We start from the raw sequence: 22,262 nt of genomic DNA, 5'->3' as shown, positions 1-22,262 counted from the left end.
GGGTGGCGGCCCACGCCCCCGTCGCCTGGCGACGGCCCCGGAACGGGGCTCGTCGCCAGGGTGGGCAGCTGTCAGTGGAACAGGCCGCGCGATCTTCCCAGCGGAAGGTCAAGGTGCGTCTGAATGCCGGGTGGGGCCGCGACGACGTCGTGGATCATGTTGACGACTGACATCGCGGTCCAGGTCTGGCCGGGATGGGCCGAGCCGCCGGACGGATTCGCTTCGATCGTGAACGTGGTGGCCGGCTCGCCGAAGAACTCGACGATGTACCGACTCGCGCCGTTCACGATCTCCGGAGTGAGATCGTCCGCCATCTTCCACTTCGATTGGAAGACGATCGCGGAACGCCCGTCGACGACCGCTTCCCAGCGCCGGCACATTCCCGCCACCTTGCCGGTCGGGATGACCCCCGAGGCGACGACGAGGTCCTCGTCGCTGACGGCAACCGTGAGGCCACACTCGTACCGGTCGACCGTAAGGCCGAGGCCTGCGGCCAGCAGGCCGATGGACTGGCTGTACGCGTCCAGGGCGAGCCGGTGCGTCCGATGGGCCTCGTCCGGGTCCCGCCCGAACCCGAAGGCTGTGAGCATCTCGCTCGCCGGCGCGCCGCTGAAGTCGACCACCTCGGTCACGACCACCTGGTCGAGGCGGCTGTGCAGCCGGGAACCGACGAGCGCGAAGATGTCACCGACGAAACCCGGGTGGATGCCACCGGCGTGGAAGCTGGTCCCGCCCGCCCGGCAGGCCGCCTGTAGCCGGATCGTCTGCTCGTCGTCCGGCCGCGGGAACGTGAAGCCCAGCGGTGTGACGACGTTCTTCCCGGAACGCAGGAGGGCCTCGAGGTCGTCAAGGTCGGGCCGTAACGGCGCGTAGTGCACGCAGTCGGCGTCGATGGCGAGGAGCTTCCCCTTGTCCGTGGTCGCTGTGACGCCGAGCGGGGCGATCCCGGCGAGATCGCCCGCGTCCGCACCGTCCTTTGCCGCGGAAGTCGTGTAGACACCGACCAGCTCGAACGCGGAGTTGGCCGCGAAATGACGAATGGAGATCTGGCCGATACGACCGGTGCACCACTGAACGACACGTACGGGGCGCGACGGGTTGACCATTCGGTCGCCTCCTTCTCGAAGGGTGCCAGGCTGCGGCGGGAACACCGGCCCTCATGGTGTCAGAACAGGCCCTGCGCCGAACGTGGCCGAGCGGCACGATCACGGCATGCCGGGTCGTCCACGCCAGGGCCGCGGGCCATGCGGCAGGCGTGACGACATCCGACCGTCGCGCTCCGCCCGCACCCGCAGCGCACCCAGGGAGATCCGGCTGCTCTCGGCGGTGTCCTTCCGAATGCGATGTCGTGGGTGAGTCCGGCGGTAAACCGGGTAGGAGCTGTTTCAGGTCCGGCCGCACCGGCCCGACGCCAGCAGAAACCGTGGAGAGAACGGAGTCGTGATGACGAGGCCGACAACGGTCCACAACACCGGGAATCCCCAGGTCACAGGCGACAGCCCCTACGCGCCGCCAATGCCGGAGGCCGGTCGGAACCCCACGCCGCGGGCCGGGCACAATGCCACTGGCCAGGCTGCCCCGCAGGGTGCGTACCCGCAGCCATCGGCTGACCAGAGCGGTTATCTGCCGTATCCGGAAAACGGACAGACGCAGGCGCAGTTCGGCCGCCCGCCGTACCCGCACGGCCCCGGCCCGGCTGGTGAAACCTCTGGTGTCCGCACGCTGTGGATCCTGGGATTCGTCCTGGGCGCGGTCGGTGTGCTGTTCCCGGTCGCCGGAGTGGCCGGCATCGTCTGCGGCGCGGTGGCCTGGAGCAGGCGAAGCAGCCGGGGGAAGGCGGCGACAATCGTGGCGATCGCCGGGACGGCGATCGGTCTCGTGATCGGGATAATGCTGTACGCGTGATACACGGCCGCCTCCCCCTGCGCGACGCGGCGGTCCGCCTCCTGACAATCGACGACGCCCGAGCCGGATTCACCCGGCCCGGGCGTCGTCGTCTCGCCAGCCGACAGGTCACAGGACGCGCAGCAGGCGGGCTCCGCGCAGGGCGGCGTCCCAGGCGGCTCCGGCCACCGCCCTCGTCACGAAATGGCCGATCCAGACCACCAGAAAGGTGGCCAGGATCAGGATCGGCGCCCAGCTCCAGGACAACTGGAGGACGATCCGCTCGAACGTGCCGTGCGGGTCGACGACCGGTTCCCAGCTGTTCAGCCGGGCCCACCGCCCCAGGAAGATCCCGACGGCGCACAGGGCGTGTGCCGCCACGGTGACCCGGCCTTGCCACTCCGCCCGGCCTACGCGGCCGAGATACCGGCGCAGGCCGGCCAGTGACAGGTAATAGGCGAGGAAACCCGACCCGATGAACACCGCGTAGACAGGCAGCACCGCGGTCACCACGGGACCGTCGCCGCCCGCCACCAACACATCGTCCCGTAGATGGACGAGGTCGGTCACAACGTACGGGGCGTTGGGCAGGAACAGCGCGAACAGCACGAGCCCGGCCCACCACAGGGGCGAACGCGGCGGATGCCGGTCGGCGCCACCCAGGAACAGTCCGCAGGCCAGGACGACCGGAGCCCAGGCCAGCAGGGTGTTCCACATCATCCACCGCGCGTTGCCGCGGACGACCTCAGTCAGACTCGGCGCCACCACTTCCAGCACACCCATGGTTGCATTGTGCGTATCAGGCGCACCCGAGCGGCCGCTTTCACGGCCGCCGCGGGCTACCGGTGCTCGTTCTCCTCCCTGGCATGGCCCGGACGGAGCATGTCCCCTGCCTGGTGAGCAGGGCCGTCCTCATGATCCTCGAAGACGACGGCGCGTTGGGTGCGCTGGATCGACTCGGCGATGTGCCTGATCCGCTGTAGTCGGGCGTCCCACGCCGACCCGACGGACGACAGCTGGGCCACCGCGCGGGCGAGCTGGGCGCCGTCCACCCGATACTGCTTCTCCCGGCCTGCCGGGGTCGCGTGGACGAGGCCGACCCGGTCGAGGACGACGAGGTGCTTGGCCACCGCCTGGCGGGTGACCGGCAGCCGCTGGCTCAGCGTGGTCGCGGTGCCGTGGCCCTCGCTGAGCAGCAGGTCGAGCATCCGGCGCCGGGTCGGGTCCCCGATCGCGGACCAGAGGTCGTCGTCGACGTTCTCGGCCACGGCGGTTCTCATGGCCGCAGCTGAAGCGTCGCGACGTACGGCGCGAGCCGCGGCAGGTAGAAGTCCCAGCCGGTGACGTGCTCCTGGTACTGCTGCTCGAGGACGGCGACCTCCCAGCCCATCTCGCGGAAACCGGTCTCGGTCATCCGGAGCACCGTCCCGGCGCCCGACGGGGTCAGCTCGAAGGTGACCAGAAGCGAGTTGCCCTCCACCGCGGCCTCGCCGGCCGGGTGCGTCCAGCGGAACGAGAACGTCCGCGGCGGTCGGGCGTCGACGACGGTGAACGCCACCGCCGTCCCGCCGGCATTGCAGTCACCGAAGACGATCTGCCCCGTCGAGCCGGGCGTCGGCTCGTAGCGGGCGTCGTCCGGCCACCACTGCCTGAGGTGATCGGGGCTGCTCACCACCTCGAAGACGATCTCGGGCGCCGCCTCGACGTAGATCTCCCGCTCGATTGTGCCGAGTTCCATGACATCCTCCTGCAACGTTTGGTTGCTCGTCAGGTTACCCGGCAGGGCGACATCCAGCAACCATCGGTTGCTTCTCGCCTCGACGGCCGCCTGGGTGGCCCGGCGGGGCCACCCAGGCGGTGGGATCAGGCGAGGTCGTAGCGGTCGAGGTTCATCACCTTGACCCAGGCCGCGACGAAGTCGCGTACGAACTTCTCCCGCGCGTCGTCGCTCGCGTACACCTCCGCGAGCGCACGCAGCTCGGAGTTCGAGCCGAAGACGAGGTCGACGCGGCTGCCGGTCCAGGTCAGCTCGCCCGTGGCGGCGTCGCGGCCCTCGAAGACGTTGTCGTCCTCGCCGCTCGGGCGCCACGTCGTGCCCAGGTCGAGCAGGTTGGCGAAGAAGTCGTTGGTCAGCACCCCGGGCGTCGCGGTGAGGACCCCCAGCGGTGACTGCCGGAAGTTCGCCCCCAGCACCCGCAGGCCACCGACAAGGACCGTCAGCTCGGGGGCGCTCAGGGTCAGCAGGTTCGCCCGGTCGAGCAGCAGGTACTCGGCCGGCAGGCGCTGGCCCTTCCCGAGGTAGTTACGGAACCCGTCGGCGGCCGGTTCGAGCGCCGCGAACGACTCGACGTCGGTCAGTTCCTGGGACGCGTCGGTCCGTCCCGGCGTGAACGGGACCTCGACGTCGAACCCGGCGCCGCGGGCGGCCTGCTCGACGGCGGCACCACCGGCGAGCACGATCAGGTCGGCGAGCGAGACCCGCCTGCCGTCGGTCCGGGCGGCGTTGAACTCCTCCTGGATGCCGGTCAGCGTCCCCAGCACCGCCGCCAGCCGGTCCGGCTCGTTGACCTCCCAGCCGCGCTGCGGCTCAAGGCGGATGCGCGCGCCGTTGGCACCGCCGCGCTTGTCACCGCCACGGAACGTCGAGGCCGACGCCCACGCGGTCGCGACCAGCTCGGAGACCGACAGGCCCGACGCGAGGACCCGGGCCTTCAGCGCGGCGACGTCCGCGGCGTCGACGAGCTCGTGGTCCACCGCCGGCACCGGGTCCTGCCACAGCAGCGTCTCGGCCGGGACCTCCGGGCCGAGGTAGCGCGCGACCGGTCCCATGTCGCGGTGGGTCAGCTTGAACCACGCCCGGGCGAACGCGTCCGCGAGCTCGTCCGGGTGCTCCAGGAACCGCCGGGAGATCGACTCGTACACCGGGTCGAACCGCAGGGCGAGGTCGGTCGTCAGCATCGTCGGGGCGTGGCTCTTCGCCGCGTCGTGGGCATCGGGGACGGTGCCGGTGCCGGCGCCGTCCTTCGGCTTCCACTGGTAGGCCCCGGCCGGGCTCTTCGTCAGCGCCCACTCGTAGCCGAAAAGCGTCTCGAAGAAGCTGTTGTCCCAGCTCACCGGGGTGGGAGTCCAGGCGCCCTCGAGCCCGCTGGTGATCGCGTCCGCGCCCTTGCCGGTACCGAAGGCGTTCTTCCAGCCGAGGCCCTGCGCCTCGAGGGGGGCACCTTCGGGCTCCAGGCCGACGTTGTCCGGGTCGCCCGCGCCGTGGGTCTTGCCGAACGTGTGGCCGCCGGCGATGAGCGCCACCGTCTCCTCGTCGTCCATCGCCATGCGGCGGAACGTCTCGCGGATGTCGCGGGCCGCGGCCAGCGGGTCCGGGGTGCCGTTCGGGCCCTCCGGGTTGACGTAGATGAGGCCCATCTGGACCGCCCCGAGCGGATTCTCGAGCTCCCGGTCACCGGTGTAGCGCTCGTCGCCGAGCCAGGTGGTCTCCGGACCCCAGTAGACGTCCTCGTCCGGCTCCCAGACGTCCTCGCGGCCACCGGCGAAGCCGAAGGTCGTGAAACCCATCGATTCCAGGGCGACGTTGCCGGCGAGAATCATCAGGTCTGCCCAGGAGAGCGCCTGGCCGTACTTCTTCTTCACCGGCCACAGCAGGCGGCGCGCCTTGTCCAGGTTCCCGTTGTCCGGCCAGCTGTTGAGCGGCGCGAAACGCTGCTGCCCGGCGCCGCCGCCGCCACGGCCGTCGCTGATGCGGTAGGTACCCGCGCTGTGCCACGCCATCCTGATCATGAACGGGCCGTAGTGACCGTAGTCGGCCGGCCACCAGTCCTGCGACGTCGTCAGCACCTGCGCGATGTCCCGCTTGACGGCGGGGAGGTCGAGCGTCCGGAACGCCGCGGCGTAGTCGAACTCCTCACCGAGCGGATTGGCCACCGCGGGATTCTTGGCGAGGATCTTCAGGTTGAGCCGGTTCGGCCACCAGCCGCGGTTCCCGCCGCCCTGGGTGGGATGCGGGGCCCGCTCATGCGCGACCGGGCAGCCGCCACCGCTTTCCTCGTTCAGTTCGGAAACAACTGTCTCGTGATTCTCGGACACAGGATCCTCCGTCGTTGGCGGATCAGCAGCGGATCGAAAGCGGACAGGGACGGATCAGGAACGGTCTGGACGGATCGGAAGGAGTCAGGTGCGGTCAGGGGCGACTCGGGGGCGGTCAGGCGTCGCCGGTGGGGAGCAGTCGGGGCACCGGCCCCAGTAGAAGACCTCGGCCTCGTCTATCGAGAAGCCGCGGTCGTCGGACGCGGCCAGGCAGGGCGCCGAGCCGACCGCGCAGTCGACATCGGCGATGGCACGGCAGGACCGGCACACGACGTGATGGTGGTTGTCCCCCACCCGCGACTCGTAACGGGCCACCGAGCCGGCCGGCTGGATACGCCGGATCAGGCCGGCCGTCGCGAGAACCCGCAGCGAGTCGTACACCGCCTGGTGGGACACCTCAGGAAGCTCCTCGCGCACGGAACCGACGATCGAGTCGGTGTCCGCGTGCGGATGCGCGTAGACCGCCGTCAGCACCGCCACCCGCGGACGGGTGACGCGCAACTCGGCCCCGCGCAACATCCGCTGGAACTCCTCCGCCGTGGCCACCACCACATGGTCACCCGTTTTCTGGAACCAGTCAAGAAAACCAGAAAGTAACCAGGGCACCACTCCAAGTTCCCGATATGCTCCCCGCTACAGGACCCTGGCCCCGGCGCCGTGGGCTCGAAGCAGGTGCGCGAGCCTCTGAGCTGGGCGTTTGCGGTGACCCGAGCCACCAGATGCCACGATGCGCCACAGTTCGTCTCGAATGCGTAGTATTCGGCTGTCTGACGCCACCGTCCCCGCCCGGAGTACCGATCAGCGGTGTCCAGCGCGATGCCCCGACGGATGCTGGAAGGACCGAGAGTAATTGGCCAAGAGCGGTTTCCCCGGAGACAGGTCGTGGGACTTCAAGTCGGTCACGACCAGCGACACGGTCCAGGGCTTCAACGGTGAGCCGGTCGACCTGCGCACCGACGTCGCCCACATCGCCCGGGTCTACGACCACTGGCTCGGCGGGAAGAACAACTTCGCGGCCGACCGGAAAGTGGCGGAGGCGGTCATGGCCGCGATGCCCACGGTCACCGAGAGCGTCCGCGCAAACCGCTCTTTCCTGCGCCGCGCCGTGAACCTGCTCGCCACCGAGCACGGCATCCGCCAGTTCCTCGACATCGGCACGGGCCTGCCCGCGGCCGACAACACCCACGAGGTGGCCCAGCGCGCCGCTCCGGACTCCCGGATCGTCTACGCCGACAACGACCCGATCGTGCTCGCGCACGCCCGAGCGCTGCTCACCAGCAGCCCCGAGGGCCGCACGGCCTACGTGCACGGCGATGTCCGCCAGCCGGCCGAGATCCTCGCCAAGGCCGCCGAGACCCTCGACTTCACCCAGCCGATCGCCCTGATGCTCATCGCGGTCATGCACTGCATTCCCGACGAGGACGATCCGTACGCCATCGTGCGCACCCTGACGGATGCGATGCCCCCCGGCAGCTACTTCGTCCTCACCCATCCGATCCCCGCGACCGACGCACCGTCCGGCGACGTACCGGCCGAGGATCTGGCGGCGGCGTACGCCCTGATGCGGGAGGCGTCCACCGGCAGTTTCCACGCGCGGACAGCGGATCAGATCACCCGGTTCTTCGACGGCTGGGAGCTCCTCGACCCCGGCGTCGTCCTCGCGACGCAGTGGCGGGCGAACGAGCCCGAATCCACCGTGATCCGGGTCGGCATCGGCCACAGGCCGGCCTGACGCGCTCGTCGACCGAGACACAGCCGCGCCGGATTCACGCAGCCCGACGCGGCTGCTCGGGCTGCCCCCCGACGCCGTGCTCCACATCGGCGACTCGCTGACCTCCGACGTCGCCGGCGCCCACACGCTGGGCATCCCCACCATCTGGGTCAACCGGTCAGGACGGCCCCGCCCCGCCGACCTGACCTCGATCGCGGAGGTCGGTGCCCTCACCGAAGCGCTCCCGCTGCTGCAACAGGCGCGCTGGTAGCGCGCCGCGGCGACAATGGGCCCAGGGAAGGCAATGGGCGCAGGGGAAATGGGCCCGAGGAATGCGGAAGGGTGGTCATTTCATGGTCGGCACACACCTGGTCATGGGAGCGAGCGGTTTCCTCGGTTCGCACGTCACACGGCAGCTCGCGGAGCGCGGCGACGACGTCCGCGTGTGGATTCGCCGATCCAGCTCCACGCGGGCTTTCGACGACTTACCGGTGCAACGTTGCTATGGCGAGCTGGTCGACGACGCGGCGATCCGCGAGGCGATGCACGGCGTCGACACCGTGTACTACTGCGTCGTCGACACCCGGGCCTGGTTGCGCGATCCGGCGCCGCTGTTCGCGACGAACGTCGACGGCCTGCGGCACGCACTGGACGCGGCGCTCGAAGCCCAGGTGCGGCGCTTCGTGTTCTGCAGCACCGTCGGCACGATCGGCCTCTCGCCGGACGGCCGCCCGGCCGACGAGAGCGTTCCGCACACCTGGGAGCACCTGGGTGGGCCGTACATCCAGGCGCGCGTCGCCGCCGAGAACCTCGTCCTGCGCTACTGCCGTGAGCACGGGCTGCCGGGGATCGTCATGTGCGTGTCGACGACCTACGGAGCGCCCGACCACGGCTCCCCGCACGGCCGCATGGTGTCCGACGCCGCGAAGGGCAGGCTGCCGTTCTACTTCGGCAATGCGGCGATGGAGGTCGTCGGCATCTCCGACGCCGCCCGCGCGTTCCTGCTGGCCGCGGAGAAGGGCCGCGTCGGCGAGCGGTACATCATCAGCGAGCGTTACATGACCTGGAAGGAACTGGTCACGACGGCGGCCGAGGCCGGTGGGGCGAAACCGCCGCGCTTCGGGATCCCGCTCACCGTGATGAAGGCTGTAGGCCGCCTCGGTGACGTGGCGGGGCGTGTGCTGCGCCGCGACGTCGTGATGAACAGCGTCAGCACCCGGCTCATGCACTTCATGCCGCCGCTCGACCACAGTAAGGCCACCCGGGAACTCGGCTGGGATCCGTCCCCGACACCGGATGCCGTCCGCGCGGCCGCGAAGTTCTACCTCGAGCAACAGCACCAGACCGGCCGCTGACGGTAGGGGGTAGGCCCCGGTCTGGCGCGTTCCGGGAGCGAAGGCGAGGTTGCGGGTGCGGCTCCGTCCAAAGCGGGCTGCGGGAACCTGGGTCCGCCCGCCACGGCCACGGGACGGAGTTGTCCCGGGCGCCCGTCGTCATGCTGTGGCTCGGCACCGATGAGTTCCGTGCGCTGGGTCGGTCCAACCAGAGCACACACCGGGGTGGACGGCACGGCCGCGAGCGAGGCGGAGCGGGACGTCCACGACATGGCTGAGGAGAGTTCAGGATGCGCACACTGATCGTGACCGCTTTCGTGTCCGTCGACGGAGTCATGGAAGCGCCGGGCGGGGAGGCGGGGTACCGCAACACCGGCTGGACCTTCAAGGACATCGACTTCGACCCCGCCGCCTACGAGATCAAGGGCCGGGAGCAGGAGGAGACCACGGCACTGCTCCTGGGACGGACCAGCTACGAGGCCTTCGCCCCGGTCTGGCCGACGATGGACGACTTCGCCGGCTACAACGCGATGCCGCGGTACGTCGTGTCCAGCACGCTCACCGAGGACGACTCGCGGTGGCCGGCGACGATCCTGCGTTCCGTCGACGACGTCGCGAAGCTGAAGGAGACCGAGGGCGGCCCGATCGCGGTGCACGGCAGCGCGACGCTGGGAAAGAGCCTCGCCGACGCCGGGCTGGTCGACCGTTACCACCTGTTGGTGTTCCCGGTGCTGCTCGGCGCGGGAAAGCGGCTGTTCAGCGAGGCCGACAAGGACAAGACCATGCTGAAACTGGTCGAATGCGACGCCTACCCGAACGGTGTCCAGAAGCAGGTGTTCGAGGTCGTCCGCTGACCCGGCGCCCACCGGCGGCGGGCGGGCCTCAGCGGCGGAACAGGCCGACCTCCTGGATCGCGGAGGCGACGAGCAGGCCGTCCCGGGTGAAGAACATGCCCCGGGAGAGGCCTCTCCCGCTGTCGGCGCTCGGGCTGTCCTGCGCGAACAGCAGCCAGTCGTCCGCTCGGAACGGCCGGTGGAACCACATCGCGTGGTCGAGGGAGACGATGTCGAGCCGCCCCGGAAGAGCCATATAGGGCAGGTTCGCGGTACTGGCCAGGGTCAGGTCGGACAGGTAGGTCAGCGCGCAGACGTGCAGCAGCGGATCGTCCGGCAGCACCTGGTCGACCCGTACCCAGACGTTCTGCCGCGGCATCCCGTCGGCCGGGCCGGGCGCCGCGGCGATCGGTGGGGTCGCGGCCCTCCCGGGGACACCGGTCGTCGAGCGGATGTCGATCAGGAGAAACGGTCGGTATTCGGGGGCTTCGTCGATCGGCCCCCACCACCGCCGCAACGTCTCGGGTTCGGGCACATCCGGGGCCTCTCGCTGGTGCGTCTCGTCGGCGTCGCGTGGCCGCTGGAACGACGCGGACATCGAGAAGATGGTCTCCCCGTCCTGCACGGCGCTGACGCGGCGGGTGGTGAACGACCGACCGTCCCGGATGCGCTCGACGAGGTACACGATTGGTGCGTCGGTGCGGCCGGGGCGGAGGAAATAGCCGTGCAGCGAATGCATCCGCCGGTCGGGCTCGACGGTCCGGCCGGCGGCCACCTGGGCCTGCGCCGCGACCTGCCCGCCGAACGCGCGCATCGGCGCGCCGTCATGGCACAGACCACGGAAGATGTCGCGGTCCACGGACTCCAACATCAGCAGGTCCGCGAAGTCGGGCTTGCGTTCGGTCATCGACGTCCGCCGCCAGACACCAGGTCGGACGTCGCACACCGGCGCGGCGCGCGGCTCACCGGCGTCACGGCGGTGCGCCGCTCGACGGCCGGGTTCGCGGGCAGGGCTGCCACCAGCCGAAACGGCGGGATCAGGGACACCGTGCGAGGCTACGCCGTGCTCCGTGCCGCCTGCCGCCGATTCCACCCCGGGCCCGGGGCCGACAGGAGCCGATGGCCGGACGGTCAGTCGCCCGCGGCCGGCTCGGGGGAACCCCCGAAAATGCTGTTGCAGAGCAGCAGGTAGAACCGGTCGGGCCGGGGAACGTGATCGATTTTCTCCAGCTCGCTCGCGTGGTCCCCTTCGGTCTCCATCGCGAACTTGCCGTAGCCAAGCACCCGGCCGTTGGGATCCAGGGTGTACGAGATATCCGTGATCTTCGACAGCGGGATGCTCTGGACCCGCAAGGAGATGATCCCGGACACTTTGATCATCCGCGAGCTCGTGATCAGCAGGTTGGTGCGGTGCCAGTCGAGCAGGCGCCACAGCAGTCGTACGACCGCGGCCAGCGCGACCCACCACAGCAGCGTGAGCAGGAAACCGGCACCCGCGCCATGGGCCCTCGAGTAGATGGAGAGGGCCAGGACACCGACGAGGATGGCCGCCGTGCCGAGAACCAACCGGGCAATTACCACCCAGTGCAGTCGAATCTGAACAATTGTCTGCTCATTCGCAGCCAGGTATCTATAGTTCCGCACGCCGACCCCCCGGGTTTCCCTCGACGTACGGTCGCATGTTTAGCTGCGCGGCAACCCTGACAGGGATCGGTTTTCAGTTCGACTTCTTCACCAGTCCCCAGAAGATCGACGTTGGCCGCGAGAATCGTCGGCGCGCGGCGTCTATCAGGGGCACCCGACGGCTGATGCCGAGCCCGCCTCACGCCGACGGGCCCTCCCCCCGCCCGCTGCCTGCTTGACGCCGGCAGAGGCGAAGGGAGGGCCGTTGGTCAGCGCGGTCTCAATCATCCACGCGATTTTCAGCCGGCGACGGTCGTACCACCCACAGTCGGCCCACCAACCGCCGTACCGCCGCCATCGGCCACGGTCGTACCACCCACAGTCGGCCCACCAACCGCTGTACCACCGCCACCGGCGCCACCGGCGACCGTCGTACCACCCACGGTCGGCCCACCAACCGCCGTACCGGCACCACCAGCCACGGTCGTACCACCCACGGTCGGCCCACCAACCGCCGTACCGGCACCACCAGCCACGGTCGTACCACCCACAGTCGGCCCACCAACCGCGGTACCGGCGCCACCAGCCACGGTCGTACCACCCACGGTCGGCGCACCAACCGCTATGACACCGATCGGGATGCCGATGCCCCGACCAGCGACGGTCGTACCACCCACGGTCGGCGCACCAACCGCGGTACCGGCGCCACCAGCCACGGTCGTACCACCCACAGTCGGCGCACCAACCGCGGTACCGGCGCCACCAGCCACGGTCGTACCACCCACAGTCGGCCCACCAACCGCTATGACACCGATCGGGATGCCGATGCCCCGACCAGCGACGGTCGTACCACCCACGGTCGGCGCACCAACCGCGGTACCGGCGCCACCAGCCACGGTCGTACCACCCACGGTCGGCCCACCAACCGCGGTACCGGCACCAGCGCCGCCGGCGACCGTCGTACCACCCACAGTCGGCCCGCCAACCGCCGTACCGGCACCACCAGCCACGGTCGTGCCACCCACAGTCGGCCCACCAACCGCGGTACCGGCACCAGCGCCGCCGGCGACCGTCGTACCACCCACAGTCGGCCCGCCAACCGCCGTACCGGCACCACCAGCCACGGTCGTACCACCCACGGTCGGCCCACCAACCGCGGTCTGAGCAGAGGCGGGCGCTGCGAAGGCGAAGGTCACAGCCGCCGGAACCGTGGCTAGCATTGCATAAACGCGGCTCTTGTTGAGAGTCATGACACTCCTCTGCTCATTTTCTGGCAGGGCCGTCGAGGTAACTGCGCTACTAGGCTCGGACCGCTCAACGGCGACCTGCGCTTCACCATCAGATGGAGGACGGGCGATGCATGGCCCGGCCGCCAGTATCCCCGCCAGATGCAGAAAGAATGTCGATGGAATGAGAAAAGATCTATCGAATATCATCCTGGCCATCCACCGCACCAGCCCTCGGTGCGGCCGAAAGCGCCGCCGGCTCGCATCTTTCGCCTGGCCTGTATGGCGGGCTGGTGGATTATCCGGAGCCGCGTTCCGCCGGTTGGTTGTGTCGCCGTGGCGTGACGATCCTGGTGGCTGTCGCGCGGAGGCGCCGGTCCGGGGCCGGTGTCCTCGGGTCGCCGGGGCAGGGTGTCTGTAGGCCCTACCCGAGGCTGGACAGGGCCCACGCCGGACGGCGACTACCCACCCCGGCGTAGTGAGCGGGTGGGTGCGGCACGGCGGTCCGGGCGCGGCGGTCGAGACCGCCGCGAGACCCAGACCGGGACTAATGATCATAAGGTGACCCTCAAGTCACCAGCACCGTCCGCACCCGCTCGACATCGGAGTGTCGCAGCCGCAGGACGGGTACACACAAAGCCTACGGACACGCAGCGGAGGGGGCGGACGAGCGTGATGGGACACAGGCGGCGGACCGCGATTCCACGATGGCAGCCGGCCTTCCGTGCGGGCCCCGATGAGGTCGGAGCTCCAGCCGGAGCCGCCCGGGCTGGTGTGACCGCCACGGCCGCGCTCATGCTGTTGCTCGCCGCCCCGGCCTCCGCCCAGATCGCCGACGCCCCGTCAGACGGCTCAATGCCTGGGACCGCGTGCGTGACGAGGATGACCCCGACGGACCCACCGAGGTTCATCCAGTCCGGCCCCGGGTGTGGGCGCAGCTGAACCACGAGTCGATGTCGACCAGGAAGAATCCGTTCGGTTCGGGACCCTTACCCAACCAGCTTGTCGCCGATCATTCCGGAATCTGCCCCAGGAACCGTTCCCGCCCGTCGGTGGCGAGTTGCGTACAGATAGGCGGATTCACTGAATGGCGCCAGTATGGTGGTTTCCAGAAAATCGCAGTGGAATCCACCGAAACCCGGACTTCCGGAAATACAGACCAGGAGGAAGGACGCTGCGAGGTGATGATCGACCTAGGCGGGCCGGAGGCGACGTGCTCCGCGAGCTCAGCCCGACCGGGGAGCCGGTCACCATCCACCGGTGCTCCTTCGAGGACGGGCTCTACGACGCCGCCGTCAACGCCGCCGAGTTCGCGAACACCTGCGAGATCGACTGTCCCCGACCACATGCGCCCTGGATTTCCCGGGGGAGCCGGTCGGGCCTTCGCCGTCGAGGGGAGATCAATGCGGAGCGCGGGATCAGCTGAGCAGGAAATCGAGGATGGGCTGGGTCTGGCCGGTGATGCTGTGTGCCACGCCGGGGAGAACCGTGGCGATGGCGTGCGGGATGGTGCGAGTCACTCGCTGGGCAGTCTCATGGGAGTCGAGCATCGCGTCGCGCTCGCCGACGATCACGAGCGTCGGCATGGTCAGGTGACGCAGGGCGTCGTCGGAGAACAGGGGCAGGCGCTCGGTGCGGGGCCTGAAATGGCGGTGGGTCAATACCATGTAGTCGAGGAACTCCTGGGTACGCGACGCGTCCAGGCCGCTGGCGGTCTGGATCGCCGTGAAGTCGAAGCCGGCTACCGTTTGCAGCGTCTTTCGCAGGCCCCACTCCCCGAAGGGGCGCAGCATGATCGCCTTGGGCACCCAGCCCACCTTCTGCCTGCCGAGGCCCCCGGGGCACATGGCGACCAGACGCTCCACCCGATCCGGCCGTCGCGTCGCGTAGTCCAGCGCCAGCCACCCGCCGAGCGACGCTCCGACGACGGCTGTACGTGTGATCCCCAGCGCCCCGAGCACGTCGTCCAGCCACAGCGCACAGGCCTCCGAACTCAGCGGGGGACGTCTGGGCTCACTCAGGCCCGGCTCGCCGATCAGGTCGACCGCGTGGACGCGGAAGTGCTCCGCCCATGCCGGGATGTCACTCATCCACATCGCCGCGTTGGTGCCCGAGCCGTGCAGCAGCAGAAGGGGCGGCGAGCCCGGAGCACCGGACGCCACGACGAATGTCTCCCCTTCTCGCGTCGGGAGGCGCAGGTGCTCGGCCGGCACCGGCCAGCCGCTGAGGATCTCGGCGTAGCGCCGCCGGACCTCGTTCCCGCCCGCCTGGGTCCGGTAGATGGCGGTCATGACTCGAGGACCGCCTTGACGTGCTCCAGCAGCCACACGGTGTCGTCGATCCCAGCCAGAATAATGATCTTCATGCGCGCCCGTTCCTCGTCGTAGACCGTCTCGATCCGCACGGGTGCGTCGCGCCGATGGGCGGTCGCGGCGGTGAGCAGGGTGCTCACCCGGCTCGCCGTGTCGGGGCTGATCGCCTCGACCTCGACGATGCTCGACACCCCGACGTGCCGCTCACGTGCGACCGTCTCCCGGGCGGGCGGCGACAGCGAACGGCCGGTGAAGACCTCGAGGTCCTCATGCGCGATCCGGTACTGCTTGCCGATCCGCACCGCCTTCAGCTGCCCGCCACGCACGTATCCGCGCACCGTCCGCACGTGCAGGCCCAGCAGGTCAGCAACTTGATCAACCGAGTAGAGACGCTCCACAAACGCAGCTTAACACGACCATTAGAACGTTTGTTTAGGTAATGATAAAGTAGTTTGAAGCGAGAGATGCGAGCCAGCGGAGCTGGGTCATCGGGAGCGAGGGCCGCCACCGCAAGGCGAATCGTGGATTTCCTTAATTAAGTTAAGTAAATTGACTACACTGCCTGCATGTCCGCGCAGCAACCCGTGATCACCGACTCGGCCGTATCCCCGGAGACGATCGAGCTTGAACAAGCAGTCAACCGGATGGCACATCTGCTCACCCGGACCAGACGGCACGAGCGGATGAAGATCGCTTCCGGGGTGCCGCTGGATCGGGCCACCATGGCCGTCCTACGTCAGCTCGATGAGTCCGGGGCCATGCGCCCGGGAGAGCTCGCGGCCCTCCTGCAGGTGGAGGCCCCGCACGTCACCCGGCAGGCGCATCTCCTCGAAAAGGCCGGCCTCGCCACGCGCGTCCCTGACCCCGACGACCGACGGGCACAGCTCATCGAGCTCACCCCCTCGGGACGGGCGGCGGCGGACCGGATCCGGGCAGCGAGCCGACGCGCGGTGCAGGCCGCCCTGGCGCAGTGGTCACCGCGGGAGCTGCACGACTGCGGGACTCTTCTCCACCGGCTGGTCGACGACTTCGTCGCCCACGCCGCCGAGGAGGCGAGCGAGGCGGCCGGAAACGCCCTGCCCGCCTGACTTCCAGGCAGTATCGCCCGTCCACCAGCCGGAGCCCGGGCTGCAGACTCCGGGCCACCGAAGCACCGTACCCACGGACATCACAACAACGAGGTGAGACATGGACACAGGTCGGTATCGAGTCGCGCAGTGGGCCACGGGCCACACCGGGATGAGTTCACTGCGATCCGTGATCGAGCACCCAAGGTTCGACCTCGTCGGCGTGTACGTGTACTCGGACGCGAAAGTCGGCCGTGACGCCGGCGAGTTATGCGGCGTGGAACCGACCGGCATCACCACGACCAGGGACATCGAGGAGATCCTCGCCGCCCGGCCGGACTGCGTCATGTACATGCCGCTGCTCGATCACGAGTCGATCGACGACATGTGCCGGTTACTGGCGTCGGGCGCGAACATCGTGACCACCATCACCACCTTTCACCACCCCGGCAGCGTGGACCCGGTGGTCCGGGCCCGGATCGAGAAGGCGTGCGAGCAGGGCGGCACGTCGCTCTACGACACCGGATCATGCCCGGGGTTCATCACCGAGGTCCTCCCGCTGGCGCTGACACTGATGGAGCGCCGTCTCGACCGCTTCACGATCGACCAGTTCGCCGACCTCTCGACCCGCAGGTCCCCGGAGTTCCTCGGAAAGTTCTTCGGGATCTACCCGGACGGCGCGGACCTCAAGGACGGCGCGGACCGGACGGCGAGTACCGACGGGGCGTCCCTGCGGCAGATCGCCGATGCGATGTCGGTCCCTCTCGACGACCTGACGGCGACGTCGAAGGTCGCGGTGGCGGTGAACACCGTGGAGATCGGCGTCATGACGATCAGGGCCGGGACGGTCGGGGCCTGGCGGCAGCGGATCGTCGGGTACCACCAGGGGAAACCGCTGCTCGAGTACTCACGAACCATGTACGTGACGAAGGACCTGGAACCGGCCTGGGACGTGCTTGACACCGGATGGCACATCACCGTCCGGGGCGATGCTCCGATGGACCTCGACCTCCGCTTCGCGACGGAGAGCTACGGCTGGTACTCCCCCGGTATCAACGCCAACCTCCCCGTGAATAGCGTGCCCGCGGTGTGCGCGGCACCGCCGGGCATCCTCACCACCGCGGACCTGCGGCTGATCCCCAGTTTCGGCTGATCCCCGGCGTTGGCGGCGGGGTCACGCGTCGGCGGAGGCCGGCGGGCGGCGGCGGGGCACGAACGTGGTGATGGCCAGGGCGAGCAGGGCCGCGGCACCGCCGATGACCATGGCCACCCGCAGGCCGTTCTGCCCGGGGACGGTGGCGCCGGCGACTGTGATGGTGATGCCGGCCAGTACGGCTCCCCCGACCGCGCTGGCAATGGCGGCACCGACGGTCCGCATGAGGCTGTTGAGACTGTTGGCGGCGCCGGTCTCGGAGATCGGGACCGCCGCCATGATGAGCGCCGGCATGGCGCCGTAGGCGAGCCCGATCCCGGCGCCGATGACGGTGGTGACCATCATGAGCTGCCAGATGGCGGACATCAGCCCGACACCCAGGCCGTAGCCGGCGGCGATCACGACGGCGCCGGCCATCAGGGTCGTCTTCGGCCCCCTGGCGGCGGAGATGCGCGCGGACAGCGGGGAGACGGCCATCATCACCAGACCCGTGGGCGTCAGGACCAGGCCGGTGACCAGCAGTGACTTCCCCAGTCCGTAGCCGGTGGCGGTGGGCAGCTGCAGTACCTGGGGCTGCACCAGCCGGACCGGCATGGTGGCCACCCCGAACATGACCGAGGCGAGGTTGGTGACCAGCACCTGACGTCGCGCGCTGGTGCGCAGGTCGACCAGCGGCTGCCGCGCGCGCAGCTCCCAGCGCCCCCACGCCACCAGGACCGCGACACCCACGACGGACAGGCCGAGGGTGCGACCGCTGGCCCAGCCCCAGTCGGCCCCCTGGGAGATCGCCAGCAGCAGGCACACAAGCACGGTCGACAGCCCGGCCGCGCCGACCAGGTCGACGCGCCCGCCGGTGCGGGCCTGGGATTCCGGGACCAGCCGCAGCACGAGTGCCGTGGCGAGGACACCCAGCCCCGCCGAGATCCAGAACAGCAGGTGCCAGCTGGCGTGGTCGGCGATCAGGGCCGCCGTGGGCAGTCCCACCGCACCGCCGACGCCGAGCGAGGAGCTCATCGTCGCGGTCGCCGAACCGAGGCGCTCGGGTGGCAGCTCGTCGCGCATGATGCTGATCCCCAGCGGGATGACTCCGGCAGACAGGCCCTGGAGTGTCCGCCCGACGACCAGCGGGATCAGGGTGGTGGACAGCCCGGCGACGGCCGAGCCGACCACCAGCAGGCCGAGGCTGGCCAGCAGCATGCGCCGCTTGCCGTACATGTCCCCGAGCCGGCCCGCCACCGGGGTGGCGACGGCGGAGGCGAGCAGCGTCGCGGTGATCGCCCACACCGTCCCGGACGCCGATGCGTGCACCAGCCCGGGCAGCTCGGGAAGCAGCGGGATCACCAGGCTCTGCATCGACGCGACCACGATCCCGGCGAACGCCAGAACCGCCACGACGGCACCCGGCCGCGGTCCCGTGGCGACGACGACGGCGTCATCGGCAGCTGTGTCAGCGGCGTCGGCAGCAGCGTCGGCGGAACTGGCAAGATCGGCGGGTCCGGTGAGGGGGTGGGACACAGACGAGCCTCCGGCCAGGAGAGCGACGTAAGATCAATTAATTCACACGTTTTATCGGATTAAATCAGATGACTAAATTCGCTGGCGCGAACGGCAGATCGATCATGTCGCCACGGCCGGTTCGCGGGAGGTGCCGACGATGACGGGTAGGGCGGTGCGGCCGGAGCGGGGCAGCGCGACCCGCGAGATGATCCTGAACACCGCAGAGCGGCTGTTCGCCGAGCGTGGAGTGCACGCGGTGTCCAACCGCCAGGTCAGCGAGGCCGCGGGGCAGAGCAACAACGCCGTGGTCAGCTACCACTTCGGCACGAAGGCCGACCTGGTGCGCGCGATCGCCCGCCGGCACTCCGACCAGATGGAGCAGGTCCGGGTGAACCTTGTCGCCGAGGCCGCCGGCTCCGGCGACCTCCGCGACTGGGTGGCCTGCCTGGTTCGGCCGTTCACCGAGCACCTGGCCGCCCTGGGCAGCCCCACCTGGTACGCACGATTCCGCGCCCAGGTCGTGAGCGACCCCGCCCTTCGCAGGATCACCGTCGAGGAATCGCTCAAATCCGCCTCGCTGCGCCTGCTCCTGGTAGGCCTGAACCAGTGTCTGCCCGACCTGTCGGCCGACATCCGCGCCGTTCGGTGGGTCATGGCACGTCACCTGATCGCGCAGATGTGCGTCGAACGTGAACGCGCCCTCGCCGAGGGCACCCCGACCCTCGAGCCGAGCTGGGACGCCCTCGCCGCCAGTCTGATCGACGCGCTCGTCGGCCTGTGGCAGGCCCCGGTGACGCCGGTCCCGCCAAAGGAAAACGCAGCCGACAAGACAAAGCGGTAGTGACGGCCGGCGCACTGAACTGCCGCCGGGAGCGAAGTCAGGTGGCCACGATCGTTGCCGCGAGTGCCGCCCGATGGTCCGTGGAGCAGGTGCGGGCCGCCCTCGTGGTGGATCGGCACCGTCGGCAGGCCGGGCTCGATCCACTCGATCCGTTCCCGGCGGCATCGGGGTCGTCGGTTTCGGTGGGCAGACGGGTCATACTGGCCCCAGCGTAAGGATGTTCCAGCCATCGCACTACCGCGGACGGGGCCGGGGTTTCCGGGATGCGACCAATGGCGGGAACTGCCGCGGAGTGGGCGGCGGCTCAGGTCGCGGGGGTGCGCGATCACCCTGGCAAGGGCTGCCTCAGGGGATGAACGCGTCACTGCTTATGAGGGCCGGCGTGGCAGGGGTCCGTGTCGAATTACGGCCGTTCTCAGTCGCTTGTTCTGATCGGGAACTGTGGTCCTTCGCCTCGTTCGAAACCCTGGAGATTGGCGATCGTGACCTCAGCGATCCGCGTCAGCGCATCGGTGGTGAAGAAACCCTGATGCCCTGTCACCAGGACATTCGGGAACGTCAGTAGCCGCGCGAAAAGATCGTCGTCGAACGCCCCTCGTTCCGACCTGTCCTCGAAGAAGAGGGCGTTCTCCTCCTCGTAGACATCGATTCCGAGATAGCCGATAATCCCGCTCTTGAGGCCGGAGACCACGGCGACTGTGTCCAGAAGACCGCCACGACTCGTGTTCACGAGCATCACACCGCGCTTCATCCGAGCCAGCGCATCGGCATCGATGATGTGGTGTGTAAGCGGGGTCAACGGGCAGTGCAGTGATATGATGTCCGACTCGTCGAGAAGCTGGTTCAGTGCGACGTATCCGACGCCGAGTCGTTCGCATTCCGGGTTACGTCTGACATCATGTGCGATCACTCGACATCCGAATCCCGTCATGATCCGCGCGAAGACGGTGCCGATCGCCCCAGTGCCGACCACTCCTACGGTGCGTCCGTGGAGGTCGAAACCAAGTAGGCCGGTGAGAGCGAAGTTGTAATCACGCACCCGGTTGTAGGCCCGGCACACATGGCGGTTCAGGGCCAGGATCAAGGCGACTGCGTGCTCGGCGACTGCATGCGGACTGTAGGCCGGCACGTGGGCGACGACAATACCGAGCGAACGAGCACAAGTAAGGTCGACATTGTCATACCCAGCCGAGCGCAGCACCACCAGTCGGATGCCGTCCGCGGCGAGCCTGGTCAGCACGCCGGCCGACACCTCATCCTCAACGAACACGCAGACCGCGCCATGTCCCTGCGCTAGACCCGCAGTCTGTTCGGTCAACCGGTGCTCAAAAAAATTGAGCTCCAGGCTACCGGTCTGAGCGCCACTCAGGAAGCGGCGGTCATAGTCCTTCGACGAGAAGACCGCGACCCGCACGTTTCGTCCCCGTTCTTTCGTCATGCGCCTGTGTCTTTCCGAGCAATACCGACGCAGAGACGGCGGCAGCACACGACCTGGCCACGATCATCCTTGCTGGGCGTCATTTTACCCGATGTCATTACTCACGGCGCCCATCCCCCAGGCCTGCCCGGCGTGTCGGCCGGAAAGCATGCAGGTGATGCGCTGGCCCCTGAGACCGCCAGGCATAGCGGGACGCGGTTGAGCGCCCTGGTCGACCCTGACCAACCGGCGATCCCCGGCGACGGGCTCCCCTACGCACAACTGGCCCGCGAATGCGACGGTGACGGCCACGGCCAGCCGAGGCAGGAGCGATGCCGAGAGGCATCCACGGATTGTGACCGACCCTCCAGATCCTCGACGACGATGCCGACCAGTCGTCAGCGAGGCTGGAAGTGCCTCCGGTGGGCTTCGGCCCAGGAGCGGAACGGCCGGGCCGGATGACCGGTGATCCGTTCGACCGTGTTGTTCACGGGGGCTGTCAGGCCGACGCTCGCCGCGGCCACGTCGAGCAGGGTCTCCAGGATCGGGCGGGGGATGCCGCCGTCCTCGCGTTCCAGCGCCTGCTCACGGGTCAGATCGTCCACGGGGATCTCGACGCCGAGGACATCGCCGATGACCGCGACCGTGTCCCGTAGCCGAAGCGACCGCGGGCCGGTGAGGATCTGCATCCGAGACCGGTGGGTGCCGCGGGTGAGCAGGTCGGCGGCGACCTCCGCGATGTCGTCGGGATGGATCGGTGTGAAGGAGGCGTCCCCGAAGGCCATCGCGACCCGCCCGGTCGTCCGGATCTGGTCGGCCCAGTCCCGCCGGGCATTGGTGGCGAGCCAGCTCGGGTAAAGCACGGTGTGCGCGATCCCGGACTCGGCGACGGCCCGCTCGACCGCGCGGTGCACCAACCCGATGGGCTGGTCGAACTCCCCGACCTCATAGGCCGCCGGCGAGGACAGCAGCACCAGATAGCGCACGCCGACCTTCGCGGCCATCTCCAGGAACGCATCGACCGAGCCGATGACCGGATAGAGGAAAACGGCGTCGACGCCGCGCAGCGCGTCCGCTCCGGCGACGCCCGGGTCGGTGAGGTCGAGCTCGACCGGCTCGGCTCCGCCAGGCAGCCGTAGGGTCGTGCTGTCGCGGGCCGACCCGCGGACCGGATGACCGGCGGCGTCCAGTCTGGCTGTCAGGCGTGACCCGATGTTGCCGCGTGCGCCGGTGACAAGAATGGCCATGACACTCCTGCGGTGAGGTCAG

General features: G+C 69.1%; 22 protein-coding genes. 9 read left to right on the top strand and 13 right to left on the bottom strand.

The features are described from left to right. Positions 1-71: 71 nt before the first annotated feature. Entirely contained in the window at positions 72-1,106 is a 1,035-nt protein-coding gene (locus AC559T_RS26330; protein ID WP_112104749.1) for an NAD(P)H-dependent amine dehydrogenase family protein, read from the bottom strand. A 337-nt stretch (positions 1,107-1,443) separates the two neighbouring features. Between AC559T_RS26330 and AC559T_RS26325 the strand changes: the two genes are divergently transcribed. Continuing rightward, the gene (locus tag AC559T_RS26325) at positions 1,444-1,905 is read left to right on the top strand and encodes a DUF4190 domain-containing protein (RefSeq protein WP_498870434.1); all 462 of its coding nucleotides are present in this window, start codon (positions 1,444-1,446) and stop codon (positions 1,903-1,905) included. Positions 1,906-2,013: 108 nt separating this feature from the next. On the opposite strand, the gene AC559T_RS26320 is transcribed toward AC559T_RS26325, so the two are convergent. From AC559T_RS26320 to AC559T_RS26300, 5 genes are all read right to left on the bottom strand, one after another. Continuing rightward, complete coding sequence (locus AC559T_RS26320) at positions 2,014-2,667, bottom strand: DUF1361 domain-containing protein (protein ID WP_112104751.1); 654 nt, start codon at positions 2,665-2,667, stop codon at positions 2,014-2,016. Between the two features lie 56 nt (positions 2,668-2,723). After that, positions 2,724-3,164, bottom strand: a complete 441-nt coding sequence (locus AC559T_RS26315; RefSeq protein ID WP_235013592.1) for an ArsR/SmtB family transcription factor — start codon at positions 3,162-3,164, stop codon at positions 2,724-2,726. Beyond that, positions 3,161-3,622 carry an SRPBCC family protein gene (locus AC559T_RS26310; protein WP_248830015.1) on the bottom strand — a complete coding sequence of 154 codons (462 nt, stop codon included), beginning with the start codon at positions 3,620-3,622 and terminating at the stop codon, positions 3,161-3,163. Before AC559T_RS26310 ends, AC559T_RS26315 begins: the two co-directional genes overlap by 4 nt. Before the next feature lie 125 nt (positions 3,623-3,747). After that, complete coding sequence (gene katG / locus AC559T_RS26305; protein ID WP_498870433.1) at positions 3,748-5,979, bottom strand: catalase/peroxidase HPI; 2,232 nt, start codon at positions 5,977-5,979, stop codon at positions 3,748-3,750. A gap of 84 nt (positions 5,980-6,063) precedes the next feature. Next, positions 6,064-6,498 (bottom strand): Fur family transcriptional regulator, encoded by a 435-nt coding sequence (locus AC559T_RS26300; protein ID WP_498870436.1) that lies wholly within the window; start codon positions 6,496-6,498, stop codon positions 6,064-6,066. 331 nt (positions 6,499-6,829) lie between these two features. Here AC559T_RS26300 and AC559T_RS26295 point away from each other — a divergent pair, with 331 nt between their 5' ends. The 4 genes from AC559T_RS26295 to AC559T_RS26280 all read left to right on the top strand — a co-directional run bounded on the left by AC559T_RS26295 (position 6,830) and on the right by AC559T_RS26280 (position 9,878). Further along, complete coding sequence (locus AC559T_RS26295; RefSeq protein ID WP_498870432.1) at positions 6,830-7,711, top strand: SAM-dependent methyltransferase; 882 nt, start codon at positions 6,830-6,832, stop codon at positions 7,709-7,711. Positions 7,712-7,763: 52 nt separating this feature from the next. Next, positions 7,764-7,961, top strand: coding sequence for an HAD family hydrolase (locus AC559T_RS26290; RefSeq protein ID WP_498870435.1), 198 nt, complete (start codon positions 7,764-7,766; stop codon positions 7,959-7,961). Positions 7,962-8,043: 82 nt separating this feature from the next. Next, positions 8,044-9,045 (top strand): NAD-dependent epimerase/dehydratase family protein, encoded by a 1,002-nt coding sequence (locus AC559T_RS26285; protein ID WP_112104755.1) that lies wholly within the window; start codon positions 8,044-8,046, stop codon positions 9,043-9,045. Positions 9,046-9,314: 269 nt separating this feature from the next. Further along, the gene (locus AC559T_RS26280; RefSeq protein WP_498870431.1) at positions 9,315-9,878 is read left to right on the top strand and encodes a dihydrofolate reductase family protein; all 564 of its coding nucleotides are present in this window, start codon (positions 9,315-9,317) and stop codon (positions 9,876-9,878) included. A 28-nt stretch (positions 9,879-9,906) separates the two neighbouring features. Here the strand turns inward: AC559T_RS26280 and AC559T_RS26275 are convergent, their stop codons facing one another. Both AC559T_RS26275 and AC559T_RS26270 read right to left on the bottom strand, forming a co-directional pair. Then, complete coding sequence (locus tag AC559T_RS26275; RefSeq protein WP_071064666.1) at positions 9,907-10,764, bottom strand: acyl-CoA thioesterase; 858 nt, start codon at positions 10,762-10,764, stop codon at positions 9,907-9,909. A gap of 224 nt (positions 10,765-10,988) precedes the next feature. After that, positions 10,989-11,423, bottom strand: a complete 435-nt coding sequence (locus tag AC559T_RS26270; RefSeq protein ID WP_235013594.1) for a PH domain-containing protein — start codon at positions 11,421-11,423, stop codon at positions 10,989-10,991. Between the two features lie 2,496 nt (positions 11,424-13,919). Between AC559T_RS26270 and AC559T_RS26265 the strand changes: the two genes are divergently transcribed. Next, positions 13,920-14,132: a hypothetical protein gene (locus AC559T_RS26265; protein WP_498870430.1), complete on the top strand. Its 213-nt coding sequence runs from the start codon at positions 13,920-13,922 to the stop codon at positions 14,130-14,132. Here AC559T_RS26265 and AC559T_RS26260 read toward each other — a convergent pair. Both AC559T_RS26260 and AC559T_RS26255 read right to left on the bottom strand, forming a co-directional pair. Then, positions 14,125-14,997 (bottom strand): alpha/beta fold hydrolase, encoded by an 873-nt coding sequence (locus AC559T_RS26260; protein WP_112104760.1) that lies wholly within the window; start codon positions 14,995-14,997, stop codon positions 14,125-14,127. The two genes, AC559T_RS26265 and AC559T_RS26260, sit on opposite strands and share 8 nt — an antisense overlap. After that, the gene (locus AC559T_RS26255) at positions 14,994-15,416 is read right to left on the bottom strand and encodes a helix-turn-helix domain-containing protein (RefSeq protein WP_498870429.1); all 423 of its coding nucleotides are present in this window, start codon (positions 15,414-15,416) and stop codon (positions 14,994-14,996) included. Before AC559T_RS26255 ends, AC559T_RS26260 begins: the two co-directional genes overlap by 4 nt. Positions 15,417-15,584: 168 nt before the next feature. Between AC559T_RS26255 and AC559T_RS26250 the strand changes: the two genes are divergently transcribed. Both AC559T_RS26250 and AC559T_RS26245 read left to right on the top strand, forming a co-directional pair. Beyond that, a complete protein-coding gene (locus AC559T_RS26250) occupies positions 15,585-16,106 on the top strand; it encodes a MarR family winged helix-turn-helix transcriptional regulator (RefSeq protein ID WP_112104762.1) in 522 nt (173 codons plus the stop codon). A 169-nt stretch (positions 16,107-16,275) separates the two neighbouring features. Continuing rightward, positions 16,276-17,238 carry an NAD(P)H-dependent amine dehydrogenase family protein gene (locus tag AC559T_RS26245; protein ID WP_498870428.1) on the top strand — a complete coding sequence of 321 codons (963 nt, stop codon included), beginning with the start codon at positions 16,276-16,278 and terminating at the stop codon, positions 17,236-17,238. Between the two features lie 21 nt (positions 17,239-17,259). Here the strand turns inward: AC559T_RS26245 and AC559T_RS26240 are convergent, their stop codons facing one another. Further along, the gene (locus tag AC559T_RS26240; RefSeq protein ID WP_112104770.1) at positions 17,260-18,630 is read right to left on the bottom strand and encodes an MFS transporter; all 1,371 of its coding nucleotides are present in this window, start codon (positions 18,628-18,630) and stop codon (positions 17,260-17,262) included. A 262-nt stretch (positions 18,631-18,892) separates the two neighbouring features. Here AC559T_RS26240 and AC559T_RS26235 point away from each other — a divergent pair, with 262 nt between their 5' ends. Beyond that, positions 18,893-19,576 carry a TetR/AcrR family transcriptional regulator gene (locus AC559T_RS26235; protein WP_112104771.1) on the top strand — a complete coding sequence of 228 codons (684 nt, stop codon included), beginning with the start codon at positions 18,893-18,895 and terminating at the stop codon, positions 19,574-19,576. Between the two features lie 415 nt (positions 19,577-19,991). On the opposite strand, the gene AC559T_RS26230 is transcribed toward AC559T_RS26235, so the two are convergent. Further along, on the bottom strand, positions 19,992-20,990 hold the full coding sequence (locus AC559T_RS26230; protein ID WP_498870427.1) for a 2-hydroxyacid dehydrogenase: 999 nt from the start codon (positions 20,988-20,990) through the stop codon (positions 19,992-19,994). 401 nt (positions 20,991-21,391) lie between these two features. Beyond that, the gene (locus AC559T_RS26225) at positions 21,392-22,240 is read right to left on the bottom strand and encodes an NAD(P)H-binding protein (protein WP_131627874.1); all 849 of its coding nucleotides are present in this window, start codon (positions 22,238-22,240) and stop codon (positions 21,392-21,394) included. Between the last annotated feature and the right edge of the window lie 22 nt (positions 22,241-22,262).

This window comes from Frankia sp. Hr75.2 (assembly GCF_949319125.1).
Lineage (GTDB): Bacteria > Actinomycetota > Actinomycetes > Frankiales > Frankiaceae > Parafrankia > Parafrankia soli.
This window is presented reverse-complemented; position numbering and strand designations above follow the sequence as displayed.